Source organism: Paraoerskovia sediminicola, assembly GCF_030296575.1.
GTDB classification, from domain to species: domain Bacteria; phylum Actinomycetota; class Actinomycetes; order Actinomycetales; family Cellulomonadaceae; genus Paraoerskovia; species Paraoerskovia sediminicola.
The window spans coordinates 2786936-2805977 of the sequence record NZ_AP027729.1; the positions used below are offsets into that span (position 1 = coordinate 2786936).

Annotated in this window: 17 protein-coding genes and 3 pseudogenes; 13 read left to right on the forward strand and 7 right to left on the reverse strand. The window is 73.9% G+C overall.

All coding sequences use genetic code 11. The features are described 5' to 3' along the window. Positions 1-91: 91 nt before the first annotated feature. Together QUE47_RS12900 and QUE47_RS12905 are read right to left on the reverse strand one after the other, a co-directional pair. Entirely contained in the window at positions 92-733 is a 642-nt protein-coding gene (locus tag QUE47_RS12900; protein WP_286217622.1) for an NAD(P)-dependent oxidoreductase, read from the reverse strand. 48 nt (positions 734-781) lie between these two features. Further along, on the reverse strand, positions 782-1633 hold the full coding sequence (locus QUE47_RS12905; RefSeq protein WP_286217623.1) for an NmrA family NAD(P)-binding protein: 852 nt from the start codon (positions 1631-1633) through the stop codon (positions 782-784). A gap of 66 nt (positions 1634-1699) precedes the next feature. Here QUE47_RS12905 and QUE47_RS12910 point away from each other — a divergent pair, with 66 nt between their 5' ends. Beyond that, positions 1700-2188 (forward strand): MarR family winged helix-turn-helix transcriptional regulator, encoded by a 489-nt coding sequence (locus QUE47_RS12910; RefSeq protein ID WP_286217624.1) that lies wholly within the window; start codon positions 1700-1702, stop codon positions 2186-2188. Positions 2189-2253: 65 nt separating this feature from the next. Here the strand turns inward: QUE47_RS12910 and QUE47_RS12915 are convergent, their stop codons facing one another. Next, positions 2254-4725, reverse strand: coding sequence for a DNA gyrase/topoisomerase IV subunit A (locus tag QUE47_RS12915; RefSeq protein ID WP_286217625.1), 2472 nt, complete (start codon positions 4723-4725; stop codon positions 2254-2256). Between the two features lie 191 nt (positions 4726-4916). On the opposite strand from QUE47_RS12915, the pseudogene QUE47_RS12920 reads away from it, so the two are divergent. The 5 genes and pseudogenes from QUE47_RS12920 to QUE47_RS12940 form a co-directional block, all read left to right on the forward strand. Next, positions 4917-6305 (forward strand): annotated as a pseudogene (locus QUE47_RS12920) (GNAT family N-acetyltransferase); the annotation flags it as partial. Between the two features lie 668 nt (positions 6306-6973). Next, positions 6974-7615, forward strand: a complete 642-nt coding sequence (locus QUE47_RS12925; RefSeq protein ID WP_286217626.1) for an acetate--CoA ligase family protein — start codon at positions 6974-6976, stop codon at positions 7613-7615. Positions 7616-7646: 31 nt separating this feature from the next. Continuing rightward, entirely contained in the window at positions 7647-8255 is a 609-nt protein-coding gene (locus QUE47_RS12930; protein ID WP_286217627.1) for a DUF5998 family protein, read from the forward strand. Beyond that, positions 8252-9436, forward strand: a complete 1185-nt coding sequence (locus QUE47_RS12935) for an alkaline phosphatase family protein (RefSeq protein ID WP_286217629.1) — start codon at positions 8252-8254, stop codon at positions 9434-9436. The genes QUE47_RS12930 and QUE47_RS12935 overlap by 4 nt, the downstream gene beginning before the upstream one ends. Positions 9437-9489: 53 nt before the next feature. Continuing rightward, positions 9490-10134, forward strand: coding sequence for a thymidine kinase (locus tag QUE47_RS12940; protein WP_286217631.1), 645 nt, complete (start codon positions 9490-9492; stop codon positions 10132-10134). A 145-nt stretch (positions 10135-10279) separates the two neighbouring features. On the opposite strand, the gene sepH is transcribed toward QUE47_RS12940, so the two are convergent. Further along, a complete protein-coding gene (sepH, locus tag QUE47_RS12945; RefSeq protein WP_286217634.1) occupies positions 10280-11548 on the reverse strand; it encodes a septation protein SepH in 1269 nt (422 codons plus the stop codon). Positions 11549-11879: 331 nt separating this feature from the next. On the opposite strand from sepH, the gene QUE47_RS12950 reads away from it, so the two are divergent. From QUE47_RS12950 to QUE47_RS12960, 3 genes are all read left to right on the forward strand, one after another. Further along, positions 11880-12617, forward strand: a complete 738-nt coding sequence (locus tag QUE47_RS12950; protein ID WP_286217635.1) for a trimeric intracellular cation channel family protein — start codon at positions 11880-11882, stop codon at positions 12615-12617. A 32-nt stretch (positions 12618-12649) separates the two neighbouring features. Further along, entirely contained in the window at positions 12650-13525 is an 876-nt protein-coding gene (locus QUE47_RS12955) for an inositol monophosphatase family protein (protein ID WP_350227565.1), read from the forward strand. Positions 13526-13747: 222 nt separating this feature from the next. Next, complete coding sequence (locus QUE47_RS12960) at positions 13748-14047, forward strand: DUF4193 domain-containing protein (RefSeq protein WP_286217636.1); 300 nt, start codon at positions 13748-13750, stop codon at positions 14045-14047. A 3-nt stretch (positions 14048-14050) separates the two neighbouring features. Here QUE47_RS12960 and QUE47_RS12965 read toward each other — a convergent pair whose 3' ends face one another. Further along, positions 14051-14578, reverse strand: coding sequence for a DUF3093 domain-containing protein (locus tag QUE47_RS12965; protein WP_286217637.1), 528 nt, complete (start codon positions 14576-14578; stop codon positions 14051-14053). A gap of 99 nt (positions 14579-14677) precedes the next feature. On the opposite strand from QUE47_RS12965, the gene dut reads away from it, so the two are divergent. The 4 genes from dut (at position 14678) to QUE47_RS12985 (ending at position 17316) form a co-directional block, all read left to right on the forward strand. Next, positions 14678-15145, forward strand: a complete 468-nt coding sequence (dut, locus tag QUE47_RS12970; protein WP_286217638.1) for a dUTP diphosphatase — start codon at positions 14678-14680, stop codon at positions 15143-15145. Positions 15146-15254: 109 nt separating this feature from the next. Beyond that, positions 15255-16061 (forward strand): DUF3710 domain-containing protein, encoded by an 807-nt coding sequence (locus QUE47_RS12975; protein ID WP_286217639.1) that lies wholly within the window; start codon positions 15255-15257, stop codon positions 16059-16061. After that, the gene (locus tag QUE47_RS12980) at positions 16058-16444 is read left to right on the forward strand and encodes an OB-fold nucleic acid binding domain-containing protein (RefSeq protein WP_286217640.1); all 387 of its coding nucleotides are present in this window, start codon (positions 16058-16060) and stop codon (positions 16442-16444) included. The genes QUE47_RS12975 and QUE47_RS12980 overlap by 4 nt, the downstream gene beginning before the upstream one ends. Positions 16445-16518: 74 nt before the next feature. Further along, positions 16519-17316, forward strand: coding sequence for a DUF3159 domain-containing protein (locus QUE47_RS12985; protein WP_286217641.1), 798 nt, complete (start codon positions 16519-16521; stop codon positions 17314-17316). A 348-nt stretch (positions 17317-17664) separates the two neighbouring features. On the opposite strand, the pseudogene QUE47_RS12990 reads toward QUE47_RS12985, so the two are convergent. Together QUE47_RS12990 and QUE47_RS12995 are read right to left on the reverse strand one after the other, a co-directional pair. Next, a pseudogene (locus QUE47_RS12990) lies at positions 17665-18327 on the reverse strand (potassium channel family protein); the annotation flags it as partial. Next, positions 18327-18976 (reverse strand): annotated as a pseudogene (locus tag QUE47_RS12995) (potassium channel family protein). The pseudogenes QUE47_RS12995 and QUE47_RS12990, both read right to left, overlap by 1 nt. Between the last annotated feature and the right edge of the window lie 66 nt (positions 18977-19042).

Consider the following 19042-nt stretch of genomic DNA (forward strand, 5'->3'; position numbering starts at 1 on the left):
TCGGTGCGCTGCCCGTCGCGCGCCGGTCGCTCGCTCCGCGCGCACCGGGCACGCGAGCGACCCGCATCAGGCGCCCGGTGCACGACTTTGCTCAGCGGCGCGGCGTGGCGACGAACGGCGCGGTGCGCGGGTACAGGTCCTGCTCGACGACGTCGACGAGGAACGCCCCGAGGTCTGCCCGGGTGATCGACGTCGACCGCGTCGAGCGGTGCGCGTCGTGCTCGAGCGGCGCCGTCGAGCGTGTCCCGTCGACCAGGCGCGGTGGCCGCACGAGGGTCCAGTCCAGGCTCGACGCGGCCCAGACCGCGTGCTCGGCGGGCTTGTCCTTGACGACGTCCCCGCCCAGGGTCCTGATGAGCCAGCTGATCGCCTTGTCCTTCGGGGCCTTGAGGTCCCCGGGGACGTCGATCCCGGCCCCGCTCACGCCCACGAACCGGCGCGGGCCCGTGGCGGTCATGAGGCCGACGAGCTCCCGGGCGGTCCGCGTGTGGAGGTCGGGCTGCTTGTCGGTCGGGCCCAGCGCGGACACGACGGCCTCCGCTCCCTGAAGGAGGTCGGCGAGGGTAGTGCGGTCCGTCGAGTCGCCGACCACGACCCGGACGCGGTCGCGCGCCTCGGCGGGGATCTTCGCGGGGTCGCGCACGAGCGCCGTCACGTCGTGGCCGCGGTCGAGCGCCGCGGCGAGCGTGTGCCGGCCGGTGCGGCCGGTGGATCCGATGAGGGCGAGCTTCACTGGTGACCTCCAGGGGTCGAACGGTCGGCGTGGATCAGGGAGCTGGGATCAGCGGGACGGGAGCCAGGCGGCGCGTTCCCGGTGGGCGAAGGCGGCGAAGTCGATCGGTTCGCGCCCGAGGACGGTGCGGGCCTCCTCGGTGAGCCCGGCCGCCATGCCGAGGCGGGCGGTGGAGTAGATCGCGGTGGTGACCACGACCATTCCCCACGGCATGCCGAGGACGCGCCGTGCGTGCCGGGCGTAGCGCAGGATCCCGGCGCGCCGGTAGCGGACCGGGCGGCCGAGCTCGTCGGTCAGGATGGCGGCGATCTGGTCGTAGGTCAGCGCGCGGGGGCCCGTGACGGTCCACGCGCGGTCGGCGTGCGCGGACGGGTCGGTGAGCGCGGCCGCAGCGACCGCACCGACGTCCTCGGCGTCGACGAACGCGGTGGCCCCGTGGCCGGCGGGCATCAGGATCTCGTCCCGGTCCCGGATGTCGGAGACGTGTGTCGTGGAGAGGTTCTGGTGGAAGAACGACGCGCGGACGAACGTCCACGTCATGCCGGAGGAGCGCAGCCACGACTCGACCTTGGCGTGCGGGACGACCTTGTTCTTCTCCGCGCCCTGCAGCGAGAGGAAGACGACGTGCCGCACACCTGCGTCGCGCGCCGCGGCGACCGCGGGCAGCAGGTCGCGCCGCACGTTGCCGATCGCGGGCGGTCGCACGAGGAACAGCGACTCGACGCCCTCGAAGGCCGCCGACCAGGTGGACGGGTCGGTGAAGTGGAAGGCGACGGCGTCGGTCGTCCCGGCCGGCACGTGGCGGTCCGCCGTGCGGTGCTCGACGCCTGCCTCGGTGAGGGCGCGCACGACCGCCGCACCCACGTTGCCGCTCGCACCGGTCACCAGGATCTTCGCCACGGTGAGCTCCTTCTCGTCTCGACGCACGGGCCGTGCCCGCGAACTAATACTATGTACTATACACATATGAACGAGAGAGAAGTGCCTGACATGGACGCCACCGGGCGACGCGACCTCGAGCGGCTCGACCGATCCCTGATGCGGCTGCGGCGGTTCATCGAGACGCCCGCCGTGCTCGACGACGCCGGGTCGCCCGTCGAGCTGTCGACGCTCCTCGTGCTGGATGCCGTCACGAGCGGGCACGACGCTGCGCCGACGGGCTCGACGATCCGTGACGTCGCAGAACGGCTCGACGTCGCGCACTCGACCGCGAGCCGGCTCGTCACCCGCGCCGAGAAGGCCGGGGCCGTGACGCGCGGTCCTTCGGGCGCCGACCGGCGGACGTCCGTCGTGGAGGCGACCGCGGCCGGGCGAGTGCTGGCCGAGCGCGCGTCGCAGTTCCGGCTCGCCCGCCTCGGCGGGATCACGCGCACCTGGGACCCGCGTGACGTCGCCGCGCTGGCCCGGCTCCTCGACCTGTTCGTGGACGACAAGGGGTCCGTCGACCGGCGGTGACGGGTTCGCTCAGCCGTTCGTCCGTGGACGACGAAGGGCCCGTCGACCGGCGGTGACGGGGTCGCTCAGCCGATCCCGGCGACCGTCGACCCCAGCGGGGTCCCCGACCCGTCCCGACGGTCGTCGTCGGCCGGCAGGTCGAGCGGCTGGCCGCCCGAGCCCACGGCACGCGGCGGGCCCTGACCGACCCAGGCGCCGATCAGCGCGTCCTCGCCACGCACGAAGCGCTGTGCGCGGACACCGCCGGTGGCGCGTCCCTTCGACGGGTACAGCTCGTACGGTGTGACCTTGGCCGACCCGCTCTGGGTGCCGGGCAGCGCCCCCGCCGAGCCGGCGATCGTCACCACGCGAGCCAGGTCGCGCACCGAGGCCTCGACCACGCCGAACGCGACGACCTCGGCACCCGCGGCGAGCTTCACGCCCGCCATGCCGGCCGCCGTCCGACCCTGGGGACGGACGAGCTCGGCCGCGTAGTGGAGGATGTTCGCGTCGCTCGTGACGAACGCGACCTCGTCGACGTCGTCCGCCGGCGCGGCGCCGACGACGACGTCGCCGTCCTTGAGGCGGATCACGTCCCACTCGTCGCCGCGCGGCACGTCCCCGGGCGCGACCCGCTTGACCACGCCGAGGCGGGTGCCGATCGCGAGGGGAGCGGCGTCGTCCGACAGGCTCACGAGGGTGATCGGCGACTCGTCCTTGTCGAGCGAGACGATCTCGCTGAGCGGGACGCCGCCGGACAGGCTCGGCGGGCCGTCCGTCGGGGGCAGCGCCGGCAGGTCGAGGACCGACAGCCGTAGGACACGACCCGCGCTCGTCAGGAGCCCGACCTCGCCGCGGGCCGTGGTCGTCACGGCGGCGCGGACCGCGTCGTGGGCCGCGCGGCGGCCCTCCCGCACGAGCTCGTCCGCGTCGGACGTCCGGGCCAGGAGGCCCGTCACGGACAGCAGCGCATGGCACGGCGAGTCCGGGACCTCGAGCGGGACCGCGGAGGCCTTGGCGCGCGCCGCGCCCGCGGCGGAGCCGACGGACCCGCCCGCGGAGTCCAGCAGGATCGTGCGCCGCGGCGTGCCGTACGCGCGGGCGACGTCGTCCATCTCGCCCGCGACGACAGCCTTCAGGACCGCGGGGTCGCCGAGGATCTCCTCCAGGCGCGCGATCTCCTCGAGCAGCTCGGCCTGCTCCTTCTCGAGCTCGATCCGCGAGAACTTGGTGAGCCGGCGCAGCTGGAGGTCCAGGATGTAGGTGGCCTGCGCCTCCGAGAGGTCGAAGACCGTCTCGAGGCGGGTGCGGGCCGTCGCGGCGTCGTCGCTCGAGCGGATCACCTGGATGACCTCGTCGATGTCGACGATCGCGAGCAGGAGGCCCTCCACCAGGTGCAGCCGGTCCTTGCGCTTCGCGAGGCGGAACTCGCTGCGCCGGCGGACCACGTCGACGCGGTGGTCGACCCACACCTGCACGAGCTCGCGCAGACCCAGGGTGCGCGGCTGGCCCTCCACGAGCGCGACGTTGTTGATGCCGAACGAGTCCTCGAGCGGGGTGTACCGGTAGAGCTGTTCCAGGACGGCCTCCGGGTTGAAGCCGTTCTTCACCTCGATGACGAGGCGCATCCCGTGCGTCCGGTCGGTGAGGTCGCTGAAGTCGGAGATCCCGGAGAGCTTCTTGTTCTGGACGCCCTCCTTGATCTTCTCCTTGATCTTCTCGGGGCCGACGAGGTACGGAAGCTCCGTGACGACGATGCCCTTGCGGCGCGGCGTGATGCTCTCGATCTTCGCGGTCGCGCGGGTGCGGAACGTCCCGCGCCCCGTGCGGTAGGCGTCGCGCACCCCGTCGAGACCGACGATCTTGCCGCCGCTCGGCAGGTCGGGGCCGGGCACGAACCGCATCAGGTCGTCCAGCGTCGCGTCCGGGTTCTGCAGGAGGTGGCGCGCGGCACCGACGACCTCGACCAGGTTGTGCGGCGCCATGTTGGTCGCCATGCCGACCGCGATGCCCGACGCCCCGTTGACGAGGAGGTTCGGGATCGCGGCAGGCAGGACCTCGGGCTGCGTGAGCTTGTTGTCGTAGTTGGGGACGAAGTCGACGACGTCCTCGTCGAGCCCGGTCGTCATCGCCAAGGACGACGCCGCCGGGCGCGCCTCGGTGTACCGGGCGGCGGCCGGACCGTCGTCGAGCGAGCCGAAGTTCCCGTGCCCGTCCACGAGCGGGAGCCGTAGCGAGAACGGCTGCGCGAGGCGCACGAGCGCGTCGTAGATCGCGCTGTCGCCGTGGGGGTGGAGCTTTCCCATGACCTCGCCGACCACGCGTGCCGACTTCACGTGCGCGCGGTCGGGGCGCAGGCCCATGTCGGCCATCTGGTACAGGATGCGTCGCTGCACCGGCTTCATGCCGTCGCGGGCGTCCGGGAGGGCGCGCGAGTAGATGACGGAGTAGGCGTACTCGAGGAACGACCCCTCCATCTCGGTCGCCACGTCGACGTCGACGATGGTCTCCTCGACCTCGCTCGGGTCGATGGGGGCGCTCGCTGCCTTGCGTGCCATCTGCCGTCGTGCTCCTCGTCAGCCGTCGTCGGTCGTGCGAAGGGCAGGTTACGCGAGGATGCCGACACCGCGGGTGACGCGCGCCGCACCGGCGCCGGACCGGAGCCTGCCCCTCCTGGGTCCGACGCTTCCCCTAGCCTGGGGTGGTGGACGTCGACGCTCGATACCCGGTGGAGTGGGAGGCGGACGTCGTGCTGCGCGACGGGTCGACCGCGCACCTGCGTCCGATCCGTCCCGACGACGCCGACGCGCTCCAGCGGTTCCACGTCGCCCAGTCGGAGCAGTCGACGTACCTGCGGTTCTTCGTCTCCATGGACCGGCTCTCGGAGCGGGACCTTCGCCGGTTCACCGAGGTGGACCACCACGACCGGGTGGCGCTCGTCGTCGTGCGGTCCGTCGTCGGCGACGCCGACGTCAGGCGCGAGGAGATCGTCGGCATCGGGCGGTTCGACCGGGTCGAGCCCGACGAGGCCGAGGTCGCGTTCAACATCGCCGACGCCGCCCAGGGTCGCGGCGTGGGGTCGGTGCTCCTCGAGCACCTCGCCGCCGCGGCGCGCGAGGTCGGGGTGCGGCGGTTCACCGCCGAGGTCCTGCCGCAGAACGGGCGCATGATCGCGGTGTTCCGGGAGGCCGGGTACGAGCTCAGGCAGCAGCTCGACGACGGGATTGTCCAGGTGGGCGTCGACCTCGACCCGACCGACCGGTCGCGCGAGGTCATGGCCGACCGCGAGCACCGCGCCGAGTCGCGCAGCGTCCAGCTGCTGCTGGGTGCCGAGGAGGTCCTCGTCGTCGGGCCCGGGGACCACGTCGCGCTCACGGGGGAGGCGATCGCCGCCGCGAAGGTCGTGGCCGGGGTCGTGGGCTCCGACGTGGTCTGTCACGTCGTCGGGATCCCGACGAGCGTCACCGACCGCCTGCCGGGGCGCCTCGTCCGTCGGTGGTCCGCCGTCGCCGAGGTGCCGGGCACGGTCACGCTGGCGGCGCTCTCGGCCTGCCCCGCCGACGTCATCGAGACGGTCCGAGGTCTCGACAGCAGCGGCGTGCGGAGCGTCGTCGTCGTGTCCGCGGGGTTCGCCGAGACCGGCCCCGACGGTCTCGCGGCCCAGCGCGAGCTCCTGCGCGTCGCGCACGCGGCCGGCATGCGCGTCCTCGGTCCGGCGAGCTTCGGACTCGTCGCCCAGGCGGGCGGCCGCTCGCTGAACGTCGGTCTCGCGACCCAGGTCCCGCCCGCCGGCGAGGTCGGGCTGTTCTGCCAGTCGGCGCCCCGGGGCGTGACCCTCCTGGCGACCGTGCTGCGCCGCGGGATCGGGGTCTCCGGCTTCGTCTCGGCCGGGCACCGTGCGGACGTGTCCGGCAACGACCTCATGCAGTACTGGTACGACGACCCCGCGACGAAGGTCGTCGCCCTGCACCTCGAGTCGATCGGCAACCCCCGCAAGTTCAGCCGCATCGCCCGGCGCCTGTCACGCGTCAAGCCGGTCGTCGTGGCGACCGCGGGGCGCTCCGGCCACGTCGTGCCTCCCGGGCACACCGTGCGCGCGACGCGCACGCCTCGCCGGACCCTCGACGAGATGCTGCGCCAGGTGGGCGTGATCCACGCCCAGAACACCCACGAGCTCGTCGACATCGCCCAGCTCCTCGCGCACCAGCCGCTCCCCGAGGGGCGCCGGGTCGGCATCCTGGCGAGCGCGGCCTCGCTCGCGGCCGTAGTCGCCGAGATCTTGGTGTCCGTAGGCCTCGAGGTCGCGGACTGCTCGCGGTTCCTGCCCGAGGACGCCGGCCTCGGCCGCGTCGAGGGGGCGCTCGAGGCGCTCTACGCGCCCGGGGCGTGCGACGCGGTCATCGCCGTCAACATCCCGACGCTCGGACCGCCCTCGCTCGCCGCCTCCCGGGCGATCGCCCGTGCCGCGGCGGACTCCGGCCGCACGACCGTCGCCTGCATGCTCGGGCTCCACGGTCTCGTGGACCAGCTCGCGGCCCCCGACGCCGACGGGGTGGTGCGCCACGTGCCCGCCTACTCGACCGCCGAGGACGCCGCCGAGGCCCTGGGAGCGGTGGCCCGATACGCGCGCTGGCGCAGCGACGACCACACCCCGCTCGAACGACCGGCGGGGATCGCCACCCGCGCCGCGAAGGCGCTCGTCGTCGAGGAGCTGCACCGGGCCCCGACCGGGGCCCGGGCGAGCCCCGGACGGTCGAGCTCGACGACGCCACCGCGGCGCGGCTCCTGGGCCACTACGGGATCCACGTGTGGCCCTCGCGTCAGGTCTGGGACGCGGACGAGGCGGTGCGCGCCGCGGAGGAGCTGGGCTGGCCGGTCGCGCTCAAGCACACCGCGGGCGCCCTGCGCCACCGCCAGGACCTGGGGGCCGTGCGCCTGGACATCGCCGACGCCGACGAGCTCCGGACCGACGTCGAGCACATGGCCCAGGCCGTCGCCGACCTCGTGCCCGCCGTGCGTGCCGACGGCCCGCCGTTCGAGGTGCAGCATATGGCCGGGATCGGGGTCGCGTGCGTCGTGCGCAGCACCGAGGACCACCTGTACGGGCCCGTGGTCTCGTTCGGCCTCGCCGGCGACGCGACGGACCTGCTCGACGACGTGACGTTCGGGATCCCGCCGCTGACCGCCACGGACGTCTCGTCGATGGTCCGCTCGATCCGGGCGGCCCCGAGGCTCTTCGGGTACCACGGAGCCCCGGTCGCCGACGTCGCGCGGCTGGAGGACCTGGTCGCCCGCGTCTCGGTGATGGCGGACGAGCTGCCCGAGCTCCGACGCCTCGAGCTCTACCCGGTGCTCGTCTCCGACCGTGAGTGCAGCGTCCTGACCGCGCGGGTCAGGCTCGCGGACTCCGATCGCGCGGACGCCCTGCGTCGGGCGCTTCCCCAGTGACGCCCGGCGGTTGGCGACCGCCGGGCCGCGGGTGGAAGAATGCAGCGGTGCCCCCAGGATCTCCGCCGACCGCCGACCGCTCAACGACGACCTGCGCCAGGCCGGGTACTACCCCGAGCTCGTGCGCGACGTCCTCGAGGTCGCGCTCGGCGACGAGCGGGTCGTCACGCACCTCGTCCACGCCGAGACGACCTTCGACGCCTCCGAGGTGCGTCGTCACCTGACGGTCCTCGTGCTGACGCCCACGCGCCTCGTCTCGGCGCACGTCGACGACCACCCCGCGGACAGCGAGCACCCGTCGGCGTCCGCCGCGGCGACCACGGAGTCGGTGCCGCTGTCCGAGCTCCGCTCGGTGACCCTCACGCACGTCATGGAGGAGCCGGAGCGGCACCGCAGCGGCGACCTCGCGGTCGAGATGACGCTGGCGATCGGGTGGGGGAGCGTCTCGCGCGTCGACCTCGAGCCGGCGCAGTGCCCCGACCCGAGCTGCGACGCCGACCACGGGATGACGGGCCAGATCACGCCGGACGACGTGGTCGTCCGGGTCAGCGCCGCGGCCGAGGGCCTCGACGCGGTCCGGTCGGCCACCGACTTCGCCCGTCGGCTGTCCGAGCTGAGCAGCGTGTCGGCACGCCGATGACCGGCGTCCCCGGCGCGGCCGCAGTTCTCGGGGACCTCCCCGACGACCTCGTCGCGCCGTCCTACGACGGGCGCTCCCTGGCATCCGTCCTGCCGGCGGCGGCGGGCGCGCTGGGCATCGACCTCACGCCCGGCGGGCGGAGCCGCGAGGCGCAGCGATCGCTCGGCCTCCCGGACGTCGAGCGGGTGTGCGTGGTCCTCGTCGACGGCCTCGGCCACGACAACCTGGCGGAACGGGCCGGGCACGCCCCGTTCCTGCGCTCCCTCCTCGCGGGCTCGGAGCCGCTGCTCTCCAGCTTCCCGAGCACGACCGCCGCGGCGATGGGGACCTTCGGCACCGGGACGTGCCCCGGGCGCACGGGGATGCTCGGGTACACGCAGCGCGACGCCGAGACCGGCGCCCTCGCGAACATGGTCTCGTGGGACGGCGCGGGGGAGCCGGAGTCGTTGCAGCGCGAGGCGACCGTGCTCCAGGGTGTCGCCTCGGCCGGGCTCGGCGTGACGTCCGTCGGGCCCCGCCGCTTCGCGGGCTCCGGCATGACGCGAGCCGCCCTGCGCGGCGGTACGTACGTCGCGGCCGAGTCGCTGCCGGGCCGGGTCGACGCGGTGGTCCGGGCCCTGCGCGAGCCGGGGCTCGCCTACCTCTACTGGGGGGACGTCGACAAGGTCGGCCACCACCGCGGCTGGGGTTCCTGGCAGTGGGGCGACGCGCTCGAGGCGCTCGACCGTGAGCTGGCCGACCTGTCCCGGCGGTTGCCCCGAGGCACCCTCCTGCTCGTCACCGCGGACCACGGCATGATCGACGTCGACCTCACCGAGCGCTGGGACGTCGCCGCCGAGCCCGAGCTCTCGCGCGGCGTGCAGATGGTCGCAGGTGAGCCCCGCGCGACACACCTCTACGTGGCGTCGGACGACGTCGCGCAGGTCCGCGAACGCTGGACCCAGGTGCTCGGCGACGCCGCGCTCGTGGTGACGCGCGACGAAGCGGTGGCGGCAGGGTGGTTCGGTCCGGTCTCCGCGCACGTCCGCGAGGTGCCGGGCGACGTGGTGGTCGCCATGCGGCGCCGCGCGACCGTGGTCGACTCCGCCAGCCAGAGCGCCGCATCACTGACCCTCACGGGGGTGCACGGCTCGCTCACCCGCACCGAGATGCGGGTCCCCTTCCTGACCTCCCAGTCCTGACACCCCAGTCCTGACCTCCCAGTCCTGACCCGAGACCCCACACGGACGGAACCATGGCCGAGCTCGTCTTCTTCTCCGGCACGATGGACTGCGGCAAGTCGACGCTCGCGCTCCAGATGGACCACAACCACGCGGCGCGCGGGCGCACCGGCATCGTCTTCAGCCGCGACGACCGCGCCGGCGTCGACCGCATCTCGTCGCGGCTCGGGCTCGAGTCCGCGGCCCGCGAGGTCGGCGACGACACCGACTTCTGGGACGAGGTCGCCGCCGACCGCGCCCGCGGCAGGGCGGTCGACTACCTGGTCTGCGACGAGGCGCAGTTCTACTCCCCGGAGCAGGTCGAGCAGCTCGCACGTCTCGTCGACGAGACCGGGACCGACGTCTTCGCGTTCGGGATCACCGCGGACTTCCGCACCCGGCTCTTCCCCGGCGCGGCACGGCTCATCGAGCTCGCCGACCGGGTCGAGGTGCTCCAGGTGCAGTCGCTGTGCTGGTGCGGCGCGCGAGCGACGCACAACGCCCGCACCGTGGACGGGCGCATGGTCGTCGAGGGCGCCCAGGTCGTCGTGGGGGACACCGGGGCGGCCGGGAGCGCTGCGAGCGTCGGGTACGAGGTGCTGTGCCGACGCCACCACATGCGCCGGATGACGGAGGCGACCGCACGGGCGAGCACCAGCGACGGGGCCGTGCTGATCTGAGGTCAGGAGCCCGACCCGCGGACCGAAGGCTGAGGCGAGAGCCGAACTCCGAGGCGAGGCCGACGGCCGGGCGTCAGGTGCCCGGCCGTCGGCCCTGCGTCCTGCGTTCTTGTCCCTGCGTCGTCGTGCTGGTCAGTCGTGTTGGTCAGTCGTGCTTCGCGCCGAAGACGATCTCGTCCCAGCTCGGCACCTTCGGCCGGCCCTTGCGGGCACCCTTGCGGTCGCCGTCGGGAGCGGACTTCTGCTCGCTGCGCTGCGGTGGCCCCGAGCTCGGACGGCTCGAGCCGTCGTCGCGACCGCCCTGTGCGCCCTTCGGCGTGGAGCCCTTCGACGCGCCACCCTTCGAGGCGTCGCCCTGCGACGTGGTCGCCGCGCTCCCAGAGCTCGCCGTGCTCCCCGTGCTCCCTGTGGCGGGCTCCTTCGCGGTGTCGGACGTCGCGGGCGACGTCCCCGACCGGGCGCCCGGTCGTGCGCTCGGTTCCGTCTCGACAGCACCCGATCCGTTCGTCGAGGTCTTGCTGCGCGGCAGGTGGAGCAGCCGACCGCGGGCCTCGGGGGCAGGTGAGCCGGGAGCGTCGTCCGGGCTCGCGTCGTCGGCCGTCCGGGAACGGTCCTCCGGTTCCGCGTCGCTCGCGGGTGAGGCGCTCTGCCGGGCGGGACCGAAGCCTCGGAAGACCTCCTGGACCCCTGCGGAGCGTTCCTTGCGGACACCCCTGCGGCGTCGCAGGTCGTCGAGCATCGTGGCCGTCGCGTCGACGGCCTCCGGAGGAGTGTCGGCGTCCTCGTCGTCGGTCGCCCCGGCGGACGAGAGGGACGTGTCAGAGGCCGTGCCGGTGATCGTGACGGCCGACAGCGCCGGCCACTCGTCGGTCGACGGAGCCGGGGGTCGGTTGCCGTCGCGCCCGGAAGCGGCGTCCCAGACGTCCATGGCGTCGTCGGCGTCGGGCTCGGTGAGCCACCGCGCCTCGTCGTCCTGCGCGTGCAGCTCGCGGGACTGAGGGTCGAACGTCCAGCCGGCGTGCCGGTCGTCGTCGCCGATCTGGAAGGTGACCGCGACGTTCCACGGCTCGTTCCCCGACCGGGTGGCGGTCCAGACCGCTGCGTCCTCGGCGATGCCGCGCACCGCGAGGCGCTGCGTGACACGGTCGCCGATGGTCGGCGGGTCCGCCGGCCGGCGCCCGCCCGACGGGACGGGGTCGTGCGTCACCGCCGAGCGCATCCGGCCGATCACGTAGGCCTGCTCGGCTGCGACCGGCCCCTCGTAGCGGCGCACGTGCTCGACGGGCACCCCCGCGGCCTCGGCCACCTCGCGCGCCGGTTCCCCGGCCCGCAGACGGGACTGGATCTCGCGTGGGGACAGGTCGGTGGTGCCTGCCGCACGCCAGTGCTCCAGGCGTGCCCGGTCACGACGCACGGCGGCCCGCAGGGCCTCGGTGATGGGCAGGGTGAACGTCTGGCCCCCGGTCCGGACAGCACGACGTGCTCACCGTCTTCGTGAAGCTTCACGAGCTCGAGCTGTGGCATACGACCCTCCGACGCGTTCGCGGACCCCACGGCCCGTCTGTCGCTCATGGTCGAGAGTGCCACCCGGGACGGGTCCGGTGCGGCAGGTCGCTCGGTGTGCCGCGGAGTTTCGACGTGTTCACGGTCACCCGCGCACGCCTACGGCCACCCATGCACGCCTACGGCCACCCACGCACGGCCACCACGCACGTGCACGGCCCGGACGCTGCCATGATGGCGGCGTGGACGTCGTGATGGTCGGGCCCCTCGTCGCGGGCCTGGTGGCCGAGGCCGGGACGCCGACGGTGCCGTTGCCGTTCGACGACGCGCTGGAGATCGCCGCGGTGTTCTGCGCCGCGCTCTCCGGTGGGCTCTCGGCGGTGCGCAAGAACTTCGACCTGTTCGGCGTCCTCGTCCTGGCCTGGGCGACAGGACTCGGTGGCGGGCTCGTGCGCGACGTCCTCATCGGCGCGACGCCGCCCGTGGGGATCGCCGACTGGCGCCTCATGGCCGCGGCGCTCGCGGCCGGGCTCCTGATCTTCGTCGCCCACCCCCGCCTGGGCCGGATGCGCCGCAGCATCATCGTGCTGGACGCCGGCGCGCTCGCGCTGTTCGTCCTCGTGGGCACGACCAAGGCGCTCGACCTCGGCGTCGGTCTGCTTCCCTCCGTCGTCGTCGGTCTCGTCACGGGCATCGGAGGCGGTGCGCTCCGCGACGTCCTCACGGGTGAGGTGCCGCTGATCCTGCAGGACCGCCAGCTCTACGCCATCCCGGCGCTCCTCGGTGCCGTGGCCACGGCGGTGGCCTGGGAGGCCGGGATCCTGGGCGTCTGGGTGCAGCTCGCGATCGTCGCGCTCGTGCTGCTGCTCCGGCTGCTCGCGCTCCGCCTCGGGTGGACCGCACCGGGCCCGCCGACCTCCTGGACCGGCGGACGGGCTGGCAGCCCGGGTCGGCGCGGGCCGTCGTCCGGCAGGATGTGAGGGTGAGCAGACCAGAGCGGGAGGACCCAGACGTGGCGGAGCCGACGGACGCCGAGGCGACCGGAGCGACCGGAGCGACCGGATCGGCGGATCTGCCGTCGTCCCAGGAGCTGCGCGAGCTGGCCGTGGCCCTCGCCACGGCGGCAGGTGCGCTGGTCCGCGAGGCCAGGACCCGGACGGTCGAGGTCGCGGCGACGAAGTCGACCGACGTGGACGTCGTGACCCGGACCGACACCGACAGCGAGGCGCTGCTGCACCGGATGATCGCCCAGGCGAGGCCGCAGGACGGGATCCTCGGCGAGGAGGGCACCTCCGTCGCAGGCACCTCGGGCCTCACCTGGGTGCTCGACCCCGTCGACGGCACCGTCAACTTCCTCTACGACGTCGCGCCCTTCGCCGTGTCGGTCGCCGTGTGCGCCGGCCCGCCGGAGCCCGGCGCGTGGACGCTCCTGGCGGGCGCCGTGCACGACGTCCCGGGCGACCGGACCTGGAGCGCAGCGCGCGACGGCGGCGCGTACCTCGACGAGCAGCGGATCCCTCCGGTCGCGGCGCGGCCGCTGGGACAGTCGCTCGTCGGCACCGGCTTCGGGTACGACGCCGGCCGGCGCGCTGCCCAGGCCGAGGTGCTCACGCGCGTCCTGCCGGAGGTCCGGGACATCCGCCGGCTCGGCTCCGCCGCGATCGACCTGTGCCTCGTCGCCTCGGGGCGGCTGGACCTGTACTACGAGCGCGGGCTGAACCCGTGGGACATGGCCGCGGGCGAGCTCGTGGCGACCGAGTCGGGCGCCGTCGTCCGCGGGCTGGGCGAGCGCCCGGCCGACGCCAGGATGACGGTCGCGGGCCCCGCCGAGAGCGTGGACGCACTGGCGCGGATCCTCGAACAGGCCCGCGCCGACGAGGGCGCCTGACGCTGCGGGCGACCTCATCGACCCCGGTGTGACTGATCGCACGTCCTCTGGGGGTGCGCTCGCGGTGGATCTGATGCATGATCCGTGCGCCGGGTGCAAGAACGTGTCGGTGCAGCTCTCCGCACCGCCCCGCTCAGACCTCGCAGCACACTTATCCGTCCACCGTCAGCCGTGGACGAGAGCAACGACAGCGACACCAGCGATAGACGGAGTGGATCCCGCATGGCAACTGATTACGACGCACCGCGCAAGACCGAGGAAGACATCAGCGAGGACTCGATCCAGGAGCTCCAGACCCGTCGCTCGGACAAGTCGTCGGGTGTGGTCGATGAGGACGAGACCGAGGCGGCGGAAGGGTTCGAGCTCCCCGGGGCCGACCTCTCCGGCGAGGAGTTCTCCGTCCGCGTCCTGCCCCGCCAGGCAGACGAGTTCACCTGCATGAGCTGCTTCCTGGTGCACCACCGCAGCCAGCTCGCCGGCGAGAAGAACGGCCAGCCGATCTGCACCGAGTGCGCGGCCTGACCCTCAGTCGGCCACCGGGCGCTCGGCGGCTCCGCCGCTGAGCGCCCGGACGAGGTCCTCCGGCCGCCGCGTCGACACGATCCAGTACGGGGTCGGGTCCGCGGGGTCGGTGACCTCGACCCGCACCGCCGCGCGCGTCCACGCACGCAGGCACACGTAGGCCCGGGCGTCGAGCCCGGGTCCGAGCTGCTCGCGCAGCTCGTCACCCCGCAGGACCCGGCTCTCGCCGAGCAGCGCCACGGGGATCCGGGCGCGACCCGCGCGTAGCTCGTCGTCGACGACGACGAGCGGCGACGTCCACCAGACCAGCGCGGCCGCCGCGACGATCGCGAGGACGGTCGCCGTCCCCGCCACGACCGTCCCCAGCGGGATCGTCGAGAGGGCGACGAAGACACCGAGCCCGAGGGCGGCGGCGAAGACTCCGGGTCCCGGGCGCAGGCGTTCCTGGTGACGGGGCGTCCCGCTCGCCGGTGCTCCCGCCGGGGCGACGTCGTCCGGCATACGGTCCCGGGGTGTCCCTCGCTGCGTCATAGGGCCATCATCCCAGGACCGTGCCGAGGTCATGGACGGTGGTGCGCCGCTCCGGGTCCGGCTGGGTCCCCGGGCACGAGGACCCGCTACCCTCGGTGCGTGCCCGAGAACAGCTCCCGACCCCAGGTCCTGCTCCAGCTGCTCGACGACGTCCCCGAGCCCGCGTACGCCCACCCGGGCGACGCCGGCGCCGACCTCGTCACCCGCGTGGACGTCGAGCTCGCCCCGGGCGAGCGCGCGACCGTGCCGACCGGGGTGGCGATCGCGCTCCCCGACGGGTACGCGGCGTTCGTGCACCCCCGGTCCGGGCTGGCCGCCAAGCACGGGCTCACCGTCGTGAACGCCCCGGGGACGGTCGACGCCGGGTACCGCGGCGAGATCAGCGTGACCCTGCTCAACACGGACTCGACGATGCCGGTGGTGCTGCGTCGGGGGGACAGGATCGCCCAGCTCGTCGTGCAGGAGGTCGCCCGCGTCGAGTTCCTGCGTGCGGAGACGCTGCCCGGGTCGCACCGCGGATCCGGCGGGTTCGGGTCGAGCGGCGGCTTCGGCACCGCGGCTCCCTGACCCGGCGCGACCCGACCCGCCCCCTCGGCGGACTACCCTGGACATCGAGCGCGCCCGGCGGGCGCGCGGCCGCGGAGCCTCGCGGCCACAGACACGGAGGAGATCGTCAGTGGGACTGTTCCGGCGCAAGGCGACGGATGCGACCGCCCCGAAGCCCGAGCCCTCGGCAGGCTCCGAGGCCGGGACCGACGCAGCGGACACCGACGCGACAGCCGCTGCCGGCGCGACGGCAAGCGGCGGCGAACCGCAGGCGGGCGGCGACGCCGCCCAGGACTCGACGCCGAAGAAGCGGGGCCCGTTCGACTCCGGTGACGTCGAGGGTCGCGGCAGCCGCATCGACCTCGGTGCCGTCTGGCTCCCCGGCCTGCCCGGCATGGAGCTGCGGATGGAGGCCGACCGCAAGAGCGGCAAGGTGACCGGCGCCTCGTGCACCTTCCAGGGGTCGGCGCTGCAGATCCAGGCGTTCGCCGCGCCGCGCACCGCAGGCATCTGGGACGAGATCCGGGCCGAGATCGCGCAGTCCGTCGCCCGCCAGGGCGGCGCGGTCGACGAGATCCCCGGGCCGTTCGGCCGCGAGCTGCTCGCGCGGCTGCCCGCCAAGGGACCGGACGGCACCTCGGGGTTCCGCCCCGCCAGGTTCGTCGGCGTCGACGGCCCGCGCTGGTTCCTGCGCGGCGTCATCACCGGACGCGCCGCCGTGGACCGTGGGCAGGCCCGCATCGTCGAGGCGATCTTCGCCAACGTCGTCGTGGTCCGGGACGAGGCCGCACGTGCGCCGCGAGACCTGCTCGAGCTGACGCTCCCGGGCAAGGGCGTCACGCCCAAGGTCGCGGGTCCCCAGGGCGCTGAGCCCGAGGTCCCCGGGCAGACCTTCGACCCGCTCACGCGCGGCCCGGAGATCACGGAGACCCGATGAGCACCGGTGGAACCACCGTCCGGAGCCGAGCCTGGCGCAGCATCTTCGCCTCGCAGGAGGAGATCGCCGCGGGCGAGGAGCGCGACGACGCCGCGAAGCAGTCCGGCTGCACGCCCGTAGACCAGGTCGGGAACCGCTGCCGGGCATCGATCTCCGGCGTGCTGCGCTCCGTCGTCCTGCGCCCCACCGAGGGCGTGCCCACGGTCGAGGCCGAGCTGTACGACGGGACCGGCGCGATCGACCTCGTGTGGCTCGGGCGCCGGCGCATCGTCGGCATCGAGCCAGGGCGTCGCGTGCGCGTCGTCGGGCTCGTGAGCGACATGGACGGTCGCCGCACGATGTTCAACCCGCGGTACGAGCTGCGCGGGCGGCCGGGCGAGTGAGCGGCACCGAGCACGAACCCGCCGCTCGGCCCGCAGGCGCGCCCGCCGGTCGGTTGCCCCGGGACGCCGCCGGCATGCGGGTCCTGACCTCCGAGGAGTTCTCGCTCTCGGCAGCGGTCGGGGGAGTGCGGGGGCTCGTCGAGTCGACCGCGCCCGGGCTCGTCTTCGTCGTCGTCTTCGTGGCGTCCGGCCAGCTGCTCACGCCCGCGCTGATCTCGTCGGCCGCCGTCGCGGTCCTCGCCGTGGTCGCGCGCCTCGTGCAGCGCACCCCGATCACCCAGGCTCTCGGCGGCATGCTGGGCGTCGGGATCGGGATCGTCTGGGCCTGGAGGTCCGGCGAGGCGTCCAACTACTTCGTGTACGGGCTCTGGACCAACGCGGCCTACCTGATCGCGCTGGCCGTGTCGGTGCTCGTGCGGTGGCCCGTCGTCGGTCTCGCGGTCGAGGGGATGAAGGGCGGGTTCGGCCCGACGGCCCCCGAGGACTCATCGGAGCGCACGGACGACCCCGCCTCCGAGCGTGGCCTCGAGAGCGCTCACGGCACGGAGCCTGCGGACGACGTCGCGAGCGACGGGCGCGACCCGGACCGGGTCGGCGTCCACGTGCAGGACGCGCAGGACGGGCCGGCGTCCGGCGGCTGGAGCCGGTGGCGCGACGACGCGGTCCTGGTGCGCCGCTACGCGACCGCGACGTGGGTGCTCGTGGCGATGTTCGCGCTGCGGCTGGTCGTCCAGGTGCCGCTCTACCTCGCCGACCAGGTCGGCTGGCTCGGGACGGCCCGTCTCGTCATGGGCCTGCCGCTCTTCGCGCTGACCCTCTGGATCGTGTGGATCCTGGTCAAGCCGCGGTCACGCGTCGCCGGGAGTCGTTGACCGGTCGTCCGTCAGGGGCGGCGGGGCGTCCCCGGCGTGCCGGACGGCGGGGCTCGCCTCGGAGCGTTCGCCCTCGGGAGCATCGGACGCCTCGGGAGCATCGGGACCGCCGGACGGCGCGGAGTCCCCAGGGCTCGCAGCGCCCGGATCCTGTTCCTCGGCCACGTCGCCCCCGAGGGGCTCGTCGTCCCCGACGCCCGCCTCGTCCTCAGCGTCAGCGGTGGCGTCGGCCTCGTCGGCCGCGACCACCTCCTCCGGGCCGTCGGCGTCCGCTCCGGGCCCGAGGTCGGACTCGTCGATCGCCGTCACGTCCACCACGTCGACCTGGCCCGTTCCCGGGTCCTCGGGTGGCGCCGAGACGAGGAGCGACTGGAGCGCCTCCTCGTCGACCTCCCGTCCGGCGACGATCAGCAGCTCATCCCCGGCCTCGAGCGTGTCGTCGACGGTGGGGGCGAACGGCAGGGCGCCGCGGACGACGGCGGCGAGCACCGTGTCGAGCGGCCACGGCACAGCGCCGACGCGGGCGCCGATGAGCGGCGAGTCGTCGGGCAGGGTGAGCTCGAGGATGTCGGCCCCGGACTGGTGGAACGTGAAGATCCGGACGAGGTCGCCGACCGCGACCGCCTCCTCGACCATCGACGTCATGATGCGCGGGGTCGAGACGGCGACGTCGACGCCCCAGGACTCGTCGAACATCCACTCGTTCGCGGGGTTGTTCACCCGTGCGACCGTGCGGGGCACGCCGAACTCGGTCTTGGCGAGCAGGGAGACGACGAGGTTCACCTTGTCGTCGCCGGTCGCCGCGACGATGACGTCGCACGACTCGACCTCGGCGTCGGCGAGCGACGAGATCTCGCAGGCGTCCGCGAGGATCCACTCGGCCTCGGCGACCTGGGCGACGCGCATCGCGCCGGGGGACTTGTCGATGAGCACGACGTCGTGGTCGTGGGCGAGGAGCTCCCGGGCGATCGACCTGCCGACCGACCCGGCACCGGCGATGACCACGCGCATCAGTCGTCCTCCTTGGGGGCGCGGGTGAGCGCACGCTCGACCGCCTCGGACTCGTCGACGCCCATGAGGACGTGGACGATGTCGTTCTCCTGCAGGAGGGTGGCGGCGCTCGGCACCATGCCCTCCCCGAACCGGGTGACGAAGGCGATCTTCGTGCGTGCCGCGGCCTCGATGGCGCGGACGCTGCGCCCGATCCAGTCCGGGTGGAGGTCGACCTGCGCCAGCCGGACCTTCCCGGAGGGGTCGCGGTACTCGTCGGTGGCGCCGAGGGGAGCATCCTGCGCAGGACCTGGTCGGAGGTCCAGCGCACCGTCGCGACGGTCGGGATGCCGAGCCGCTCGTAGATCTCGGCACGGCGAGGGTCGTAGATGCGGGCGACGACCTGGTCGACCCCGTACGTCTCGCGCACCACGCGGGCCGCGAGGATGTTCGAGTTGTCGCCGTCGGAGACGGCGGCGAACGCGTAGGCGTCCTGGATGCCGGCCTGCTCGAGGGTGTCCCTGTCGAAGCCGACGCCCTTGACCTTCTTGCCCGCGAACTCCGACGAGAGCCGACGGAACGCGTCCGGGTTCTGGTCGACGACGGCCACCGAGTGGCCACGCCGCTCGAGCGACGCCGCGAGGGTCGCGCCGACACGGCCGCAGCCCATGATCACGAAGTGCACGTGCCGACGCTATACCCATTCGGCGACCTCTCCCCGGGGACGGCGCACTCG